The sequence below is a fragment of the Kaistella sp. genome (assembly GCF_032060305.1).
GTDB classification, from domain to species: domain Bacteria; phylum Bacteroidota; class Bacteroidia; order Flavobacteriales; family Weeksellaceae; genus Kaistella; species Kaistella yananensis.
Genome location: NZ_DAMBHK010000055.1, coordinates 8,356 through 16,455, shown reverse-complemented (window position 1 = coordinate 16,455; position 8,100 = coordinate 8,356). Strand labels below are relative to the sequence as shown.

The 8,100-nt window shown below is 40.1% G+C and carries 10 protein-coding genes; 9 read left to right on the top strand and 1 reads right to left on the bottom strand.

Going from position 1 to position 8,100, the window contains the following annotated elements; genetic code table 11:
* The 5 genes from V5N63_RS08570 to V5N63_RS08550 all read left to right on the top strand — a co-directional run.
* Positions 1-170 (top strand): isoaspartyl peptidase/L-asparaginase (locus tag V5N63_RS08570; protein ID WP_332033611.1); only part of this gene is annotated, 170 nt, incomplete at its 5' end.
* Between the two features lie 12 nt (positions 171-182).
* The gene (gene tsaE, locus V5N63_RS08565) at positions 183-590 is read left to right on the top strand and encodes a tRNA (adenosine(37)-N6)-threonylcarbamoyltransferase complex ATPase subunit type 1 TsaE (RefSeq protein ID WP_332033610.1); all 408 of its coding nucleotides are present in this window, start codon (positions 183-185) and stop codon (positions 588-590) included.
* Positions 591-682: 92 nt separating this feature from the next.
* A complete protein-coding gene (locus V5N63_RS08560) occupies positions 683-1,876 on the top strand; it encodes an alanine dehydrogenase (RefSeq protein ID WP_332033609.1) in 1,194 nt (397 codons plus the stop codon).
* Positions 1,877-2,248, top strand: coding sequence for a hypothetical protein (locus V5N63_RS08555; RefSeq protein ID WP_332033608.1), 372 nt, complete (start codon positions 1,877-1,879; stop codon positions 2,246-2,248). It abuts the gene before it with no gap.
* A 36-nt stretch (positions 2,249-2,284) separates the two neighbouring features.
* Positions 2,285-3,130 carry a prephenate dehydrogenase gene (locus V5N63_RS08550; protein ID WP_332033607.1) on the top strand — a complete coding sequence of 282 codons (846 nt, stop codon included), beginning with the start codon at positions 2,285-2,287 and terminating at the stop codon, positions 3,128-3,130.
* 10 nt (positions 3,131-3,140) lie between these two features.
* Here the strand turns inward: V5N63_RS08550 and V5N63_RS08545 are convergent, their stop codons facing one another.
* Positions 3,141-4,559 (bottom strand): L-serine ammonia-lyase, encoded by a 1,419-nt coding sequence (locus V5N63_RS08545; protein WP_332033606.1) that lies wholly within the window; start codon positions 4,557-4,559, stop codon positions 3,141-3,143.
* A gap of 166 nt (positions 4,560-4,725) precedes the next feature.
* On the opposite strand from V5N63_RS08545, the gene V5N63_RS08540 reads away from it, so the two are divergent.
* The 4 genes from V5N63_RS08540 to V5N63_RS08525 all read left to right on the top strand — a co-directional run.
* Complete coding sequence (locus V5N63_RS08540; protein WP_332033605.1) at positions 4,726-5,505, top strand: MlaE family ABC transporter permease; 780 nt, start codon at positions 4,726-4,728, stop codon at positions 5,503-5,505.
* A gap of 1 nt (position 5,506) precedes the next feature.
* Complete coding sequence (locus tag V5N63_RS08535; RefSeq protein ID WP_332033604.1) at positions 5,507-6,256, top strand: ABC transporter ATP-binding protein; 750 nt, start codon at positions 5,507-5,509, stop codon at positions 6,254-6,256.
* Positions 6,257-6,265: 9 nt separating this feature from the next.
* On the top strand, positions 6,266-7,261 hold the full coding sequence (locus tag V5N63_RS08530) for an MlaD family protein (protein WP_332033603.1): 996 nt from the start codon (positions 6,266-6,268) through the stop codon (positions 7,259-7,261).
* A gap of 37 nt (positions 7,262-7,298) precedes the next feature.
* A partial coding sequence (locus V5N63_RS08525; RefSeq protein WP_332033602.1) for an ABC1 kinase family protein occupies positions 7,299-8,100 on the top strand: 802 nt, incomplete at its 3' end.

The window sequence follows — 8,100 nt, the reverse complement described above, 5'->3', positions numbered from 1 at the left end:
TTAAAACCGCAGCTCAGGAAACCATCGACCAGATCGAAAAAATGGGCGGAGATGGAGGCTTAATCGCTTTAGACAAAGACGGAAACATTGCAATGCCTTTCAACACTGCCGGAATGTATCGTGGCGCGGTAACCGAAAACGGAGAAATTGAAATCGAAATCTATAAATAGAAACAAAAAAAGATGGAATTCAAAATCAATAAAATTGAAGACTGGCAAGATGTGGCAGATGAAATAATGCCTCATTTTCAGCATAATATTCTGCTTTTAAAAGGAAATCTTGGCGCCGGAAAAACAACATTCACCAAATTTCTCCTGAAGAATTTGGGAAGCAAAGACGAAGTTTCTTCGCCGACATATGCCATTGTAAACGAGTATCATACACCGAAAGGAAAGGTTTTTCACTTCGATCTTTACCGCATGAAAAATATTGGTGAAGTTTACGATATCGGGATGGATGAATACCTGGACAATGCGCAACTCTGTATCATTGAATGGCCGGAAATTTATGAAGATGAACTGCAAGGTTTGCCTCACCACGAAATAACGATAAGCAACAAGGAAGAAACAAGGACCGTTACTTTCAGGTAAATTTTATTTTTTAGTCGCTAAATCATTGTATCTTTGTAGCTTTATTTATCGACTATCAATAACTTATTCTTTGTATACGCAAATCGTAACTAATGAGCAGTACAAATATTTTCACCCCGTTTTCTGAGCAGGAACTGATGCCACAGGAAGAAAAACTGGAAGTGGTAAAAAAAGGAAAACAGTTTGCTATCGGAGTTCCGAAAGAAACCTGTCTTAATGAACGCAGAACATGCCTAACGCCCGACGCGGTACAGGTTTTGGTAGAACACGGTCACCAGATTGTGGTAGAATCCGGGGCCGGCGACGGATCTTTTTTTACCGACCTGCAGTATTCGGAAGCCGGAGCTCAGATTACCCATGATCCCCGCGAAGCTTTTCAGCAGGATTTAGTTCTCAAAATAAATCCTCCTACAACAGAGGAAATTGAGTTTTTAAAACCGTGTACCTATCTGATTTCTGCGCTTCAGATCAATCTACGCGATCAGGAATATTTTAAAAAACTTGCAGAAAAGAAAGTTAATGCGATCGCTTTCGAATTTATTATTGATGAATACAAGCAGCTTTCTCTTGTTCGTTTGATTGGTGAAATTGCCGGAAATATTTCGATACTTTATGCGGCAGAACTACTCGCACTTTCCAACGGATTAATGCTCGGCGGAATTACAGGCGTTCGACCAACAGAAGTTGTAATTCTGGGCGCCGGAATCGTGGGTGAATTTGCTACCAAAGCCGCTTTAGGTTTAGGAGCAAGTGTAAAAGTTTTCGATAATTCACTGTCAAAACTCCGCAGATTACACATGATGGTCGACGGGCGGGTTCCGACTTCTATCATCGATCCTAAGGAACTTTCAAAAAGTTTAAAAAGAGCCGATGTCGTGATTGGCGCACTTTCAAAAATCAGCCTCTGCCCTATTGTTACGGAAGAAATGGTTACCAAAATGAAGAAAGGAAGCGTAATTATCGACGTAACCATCGACAACGGCAAAGTGATCGAAACATCCGAACTTACCGATATGGAAAATCCGTATATCATCAAACATGGCGTGATACACTGCGGTTTACCGAATTTAACCTCGAAGATGCCGAGAACCACCACCAAAGCAGTTTCTAATTTCTTTTTGAGCTATCTGCTGAATTATGATGAAGAAGGCGGTTTCGAGAATATGCTGATCCGCAAAAATGAAATGAAGCAGTCGCTGTATATGTACAAAGGCCGACACACCAAAAAACTCATCTGCGACCGATTCGACCTTACTTATCATGACATCAATCTTTTAATTTTTTAGATGAGAAAATTAAAATTCTTTCTTATCGGTCTTATTCCGGGATTATTGATCGTATTTTTCATTCTAAACAAAAAAGGGGCAAGCTGCAGCGGTTATCTTCCCAATTCCAGGGTGATTGCAGAGACACTTTCCAAGAAAATGGTGTACAGTCCGGCATTTTCCGAAGAGATGAAACTCAATAACGTTGACGAAAAGTTCCTGAAAGACAGCATCATTACGTTCGGTGAAGTAGATTTCGAGCGTAGTGAGGCACAAAAGAAGCCCTGCCCTTCTTACATTCTGGTTTATCCAAAGAAGAATCCAAGGTTTGAGATTAATTACGAAAAATGTAAGGAGCAGAACACGTTCAATACGCTAAAAAAACTCAGATAGTTTTATAATTCTTACGCATAATATTCTTATTTAAAGATGAAAATTTCGATCATCGGTGTCGGATTAATCGGCGGTTCTATGGCGCTGAAATTAAAAGCAAAAGGTTTTGCTTCACACATTTATGGAGTTGACCAGAACGAAAATCACCTTCACGAAGCGAAAAAGCTCGGTATTATCGATGAAATTGCTTCACTCGAATACGCTGTAAAAAATTCAGATTTAGTTATTATTGCGATTCCGGTTGATGCTGCAAAAAAACTGTTGCCAGAAGTTCTAGATCTTGTGACACAGCAGCAAACAGTTATGGATGCAGGTTCCACAAAATCAGGAATTGTAAATTCAGTGAAAAATCATGTCAACAGAAACCGTTTCGTCGCGTTTCACCCAATGTGGGGAACCGAAAATTCCGGACCTCAATCGGCAATTTCAGAGAGTTTCACTGGTCGCGCAGCTGTAATCTGCAACCGCGAACATTCAGCGGAAGACGCGCTGAAAACCGTAGAAAATACTGCGGAAAATCTGGATATGCATCTGATTTATATGTCTGCGGAAGATCACGACATTCACACCGCCTATATCTCGCACATTTCACACATTACTTCTTATGCGCTTGCCAATACGGTTTTAGAAAAAGAACGCGAAGAAGATACCATTTTCCAATTGGCGAGTACCGGTTTTTCGAGTACCGTGCGTCTGGCGAAATCGCATCCGGAAATGTGGGTCCCGATTTTCAAACAAAATAAAGAAAATGTGCTCGATGTACTTAATGAGCATATTTCCCAGCTCCGAAAATTTAAATCAGCCCTGGAAAAAGAGAATTACGAACTTGTGGAAGATCTCATTCGAAATGCCAATAAAATCCGCGGAATTTTAGATAAATAATTCTCTGAACTTAACATTCAGCCACATTCACTGCAATCGCCAAACCGCCTTCTGATGTTTCCTTAAAACGGTCGCTCATACTTTGTGCCGTATCCCACATCGACTGTATTACTTGGTCAAGCGAAACTTTTGCTTTGGTGGGATCAGATTCTATCGCAATATTGGCCGCGGTAATTGCCTTAATCGCACCCATCGAATTTCTTTCAATACACGGAATCTGAACCAATCCGGCGATTGGATCACAGGTCATTCCCAAATGGTGTTCCATGGCGATTTCTGCTGCCATTAACACCTGTCCTGGACTTCCGCCCATGATTTCAGTAAGTCCCGCTGCGGCCATTGCTGATGAAACGCCTACTTCTGCCTGGCAACCGCCCATTGCTGCGGATATGGTTGAATTTTTTTTGAATAAAGTCCCGATTTCTCCCGCTACCAAAAGAAAACGGATAATATCTTCTTCAGTGCGGTGCGCCGTAAAAGCCTGAGAATACATAAGAACCGCAGGAATTACACCACTGGCGCCATTAGTTGGCGCAGTAATAATTCTGCCGAAACTGGCATTTTCCTCGTTTACCGCCAAAGCAAAGCACGAAACCCATTTGTTGATATTGGTAAAAGTTTCTTCCGCCTCCACAACGCTGGTGAACCATTCGTCGATCGTAGTGTATGTTTTTTCACCAAGAAGTTTTCGGTTTAATCCTGCCGCACGGCGCGTAACATTAAGCCCGCCCGGAAGAATCCCTTCTTTACTGATGCCTTTATAAATGCATTCTTTTATTTGCTGCCAAATATAGAGTGCTTCCTGCTCGGTTTCTTCTTTGGTGCGCCAGGATTCTTCATTCATGAAAATTAAATCTGAAATTTTTTCAAGACCTAATTTTTGAATATTTCTCATAAGATCATCACCATTATGACACGGATAAAGTGTTCTTACACAATGCGTTTCGTAGGAATTTTCTTCCTGGGTAGCAATAAAGCCTCCACCGATGGAATAATAATCCTGGGCGATTTCTTCACCGTTTTCTAAAACTGCTTTAAAAATCATTCCGTTGGGATGAAAATCCAATGAGCGCTGTTTATTGAGAATTAAATGATGGCCATAAACAAAAGGAATCACTTTTTCTCCACCTAAATTAATCTGGTTTGAAGTTTTAATGTCTTCGATTTTTGCATCAATCAGTGAAGTGTCAATCTTTTTAAAATTTTCACCGGAAAGTCCCAACATTCCGGCAATATCGGTTCCGTGCCCGATACCGGTTTTTGCCAGTGACCCGAAAAATTCAACAAAAACTTCCTTCACCTCTGAAAGTGGATGACTCCTGCGAATTAGATTTAAAAAACTTTCAGCCGCATTCCACGGTCCCATGGTATGTGAACTTGACGGACCTATACCAACTTTGATGATTTCAAAAACACTTATTGATTGCATAATGCTGCAAAAATAACCTTTTATTCGATACCAAAAACATTAAAAAAAACCATGACCGAAAATGCTCTAAGAAACATAAATCATACTCATTTTGAGTGATTTTCGTAAAATTATGAGTAAATTCGATAGAGATATTTCGATGAAACAACTTTATTTTTAGTACAGCATGTCTGCTTTCAGCCGCATCAGCAATCCCCTAAAATCATTTCTTATAGAAATTGGTGAGCTGAGTTATTTCACAATCCGTTTCTTCAAGGAAGTTTTTAAAAAGCCTTACGAATTTCAGGAGTTCCTGAAACAGTGCTTTTATATCGGGAACCGGTCGCTTTTTCTGGTAACCGTAACAGGATTAATTATAGGTTTGGTTTTTACGCTGCAGACCCGCCCAACGTTGCAGGAATTCGGCGCAGTTTCGATGATTCCGGCCATGGTGAGTATTTCACTTATAAGAGAAATTGGGCCTATTATTACAGGTCTTATCTGTGCAGGTAAAATCGGCTCCGGAATTGGTGCAGAAATCGGCTCCATGCGGGTTACAGAGCAGATTGATGCGATGGAAGTTTCGGGCACAAATCCTTTTAAATATCTTGTAATTACACGGATTTTAGCCACAACGGTAATGTTGCCGCTTCTTGTGATATACAGTGATTTTATTGCGATTTTCGGATCTTATCTGGTTGAAAGCACCAAAGGAAATGTTTCGTTCACGCTTTATTTTAATCAGGTTTTCAACAGTTTGGAGTTCAGCGATCTGATTCCTGCCACGATTAAGAGTTTTTTCTTTGGCTTTGCCATCGGTTTGGTAGGCTGTTTTAAAGGATATTATTGTAACAAAGGTACTGAAGGTGTGGGAATTGCCGCCAATTCGGCAGTGGTTTATTCCTCGACGTTTCTTTTCATTATCGACTTTATCGCGGTTCTGATCACCAATATTTTTGTAACGTAAAATGGAAAATATTCATCCCAACAGCGCATTAATAAAGATAGAAAATCTTGAAAAAAGATTCGGTGACAATATTGTGCTCGACCGTTTTAACCTTACCCTTAATGAAGGCGAAAATCTCGTCATCATGGGAAAATCGGGTTCAGGCAAATCGGTGATGATTAAATGTCTGATCGGTCTGGAAATTCCCGACAAAGGCTCAATAGAAATTATGGGAAAGAAAATAAATCTTCTGAACCGTGAAGAGCTTGACGAACTGCGCACTGAAATTGGCTTTCTGTTTCAGGGCAGCGCACTTTACGATTCGATGTCTGTAAGGGAAAATCTTGAATTTCCGTTGCGCCGACATACCAAAAAATTCGGAAAACTGAAAGACACGACTCCACTGGTGATGGAAGCCCTGGAAAATGTAGGCTTGGCGGATGCTGTAGATTTGATGCCGAGTGAACTTTCCGGAGGAATGAAGCGCAGAATTGCATTGGCAAGAACGCTTATTCTGCAGCCCAAAATTATTATTTATGATGAACCAACTACAGGTCTGGATCCCATAACAGCTAAAGAAATTATTATTCTGATGAAATCTGTACAGAAAAAATACAACACCTCTTCAATTATTATCACTCACGATGTCGATTGTGCGAGGGTGATTTCTAACAGGATGATTTTATTAATTGACGGAAAAAACTATGCTGAAGGCACTTTTCAGGAACTCTCCTTATCGCAGGATCCGAAGGTGAAAGCGTTTTTCAAATAATTAGAAAAGATGGAAAAATCAACAACACAAAAGTTAAGACTCGGCCTTTTTGTAATTATTGGCTCAGTAATTTTCATACTCACCGTATATTTTATTGGAAGTAAACAGCAGCTTTTCGGCAAAACTGAGATCCTGAAAGCTCATTTTACCAATGTGAATGGCCTGCAGCCGGGAAATTCCGTACGATTTTCGGGAATTAACGCCGGATCTGTAAAGAAAATTGAAATCATTAACGACAGCTTAATTAATGTCGAGATGGGTATTGACAGCAATGTTTTCAGATTCATTAAAAAAGATGCGCAGGCAAGTATTGGTACTGATGGTTTGGTGGGAAATATGGTGGTAAACATCATTCCGGGAACAGGAAATCTTGGTCCGGTAAAAAGCGGTGACTTGATAAAAACCGAGAAAAAATTAACTACCGACGATCTGTTGAAAACACTGAGCAAGACAAATCAAAACGCGGAGCGAATTACAAATAATCTTCTGGAAATTTCAGAAAAAATTAATGAAGGCAACGGAACGCTGGGAATATTACTCAATGACCAAACTGCAGGAAACGACCTGAAAACAAGCCTGAGCGACCTTCGCGCGAGTATTGCATTTTTAAAATATTCAAGTAAAGGAACCACGCAGACGATCAACCAACTGAACCATATGATTTCCGGACTCGACAGAAAAGAAACAATGGTAGGCGTCCTGAAAGACAGTGCCATGGCCAATAAAATCAGAAAAGTAATTGTAAATCTGGATCATTCAGCGGTAAACATCAACCGAACCGTCGACAATCTTAATGCAACCATCAACAACGCAAAAAACGGCAAAGGCGCCATCAATTATCTTTCTAATGATTCGGTTTTTGTGAAAAATTTAGATTCTACCATGAGTAATATCAACAAAGCAAGTTACAATCTCAACCAAAACCTTGAAGCCTTGAAGCACAACATTTTTTTCAGAGGATATTTCAGAAAACTTGAAAAGCAGAAAACAAATCAACCCCAATAAGCACGGTTTTTGTAACGGTAATTTCAAAAAATAAATTATGTCTACAATCCCAGAAAAATTCAGCAATTATACCAAATTTATTTCGTTCATTTTAAAATACTGGAACAGCGATGTTTTCAAAGCAGCAAGCGAAAATGCACTAAACAATGAAAATTTCGATGATTCTGAACACGATTACAAAAACCCAGAAGAACTTGCCGAAGACCTTAAAAACATGGGACCTACGTACGTGAAATTGGGTCAGTTGCTTTCTACGCGACCGGATCTGATTCCGGAACCTTATCTGAAAGCGCTGGAATCGCTGCAGGATGATGTCGAAGAAATTCCGTACAGCGAAGTTCAGAAAATTGTAGAAGAAGAAATCGGGCAGCGCATTTCCAAAGCTTTTGAAAGTTTCGAAGTTCAGCCGCTTGCCAGCGCTTCTATAGGGCAGGTTCACCTTGCAGTTCTGCGTTCCGGAAAGAAGGTTGCGGTAAAAATTCAGAGACCGGGAGTCAGAAAAAATTTCATCGAAGATCTTGATACATTAAAAGAGCTTACAGATGTTGCGGTAAAACACAACAAAACAGCAAAGAAATATGCGGTTGATGAGATTTTAGATGAACTCCGTTTCATTCTTCTTAACGAACTCGATTATGTAAAAGAAGCGGAAAACCTTATCGCCTTGGGAGAAAATACCAGGAAGTATCCTAAAATAGTCATTCCTCAGCCTGTTGAAGGCTACTCTACCTCGAAAATCCTGACGATGGATTATATCGACGGGCAGAAAATAACCTCAATTTCTCCTATTTCCAGAATAGAAACCAATTACAAACCGTTGGTTGATGAACTGGTTGCCG

Coding starts and splice junctions, on each gene's coding strand:
- V5N63_RS08535 (WP_332033604.1), top strand. CDS start 5,507: ATGGAAAATATTCATCCCAACAGCGCATTAATAAAGATAGAAAATCTT.
- V5N63_RS08555 (WP_332033608.1), top strand. CDS start 1,877: ATGAGAAAATTAAAATTCTTTCTTATCGGTCTTATTCCGGGATTATTG.
- V5N63_RS08560 (WP_332033609.1), top strand. CDS start 683: ATGAGCAGTACAAATATTTTCACCCCGTTTTCTGAGCAGGAACTGATG.
- V5N63_RS08540 (WP_332033605.1), top strand. CDS start 4,726: ATGTCTGCTTTCAGCCGCATCAGCAATCCCCTAAAATCATTTCTTATA.
- V5N63_RS08545 (WP_332033606.1), bottom strand. CDS start 4,559: ATGCAATCAATAAGTGTTTTTGAAATCATCAAAGTTGGTATAGGTCCG.
- V5N63_RS08530 (WP_332033603.1), top strand. CDS start 6,266: ATGGAAAAATCAACAACACAAAAGTTAAGACTCGGCCTTTTTGTAATT.
- tsaE (WP_332033610.1), top strand. CDS start 183: ATGGAATTCAAAATCAATAAAATTGAAGACTGGCAAGATGTGGCAGAT.
- V5N63_RS08550 (WP_332033607.1), top strand. CDS start 2,285: ATGAAAATTTCGATCATCGGTGTCGGATTAATCGGCGGTTCTATGGCG.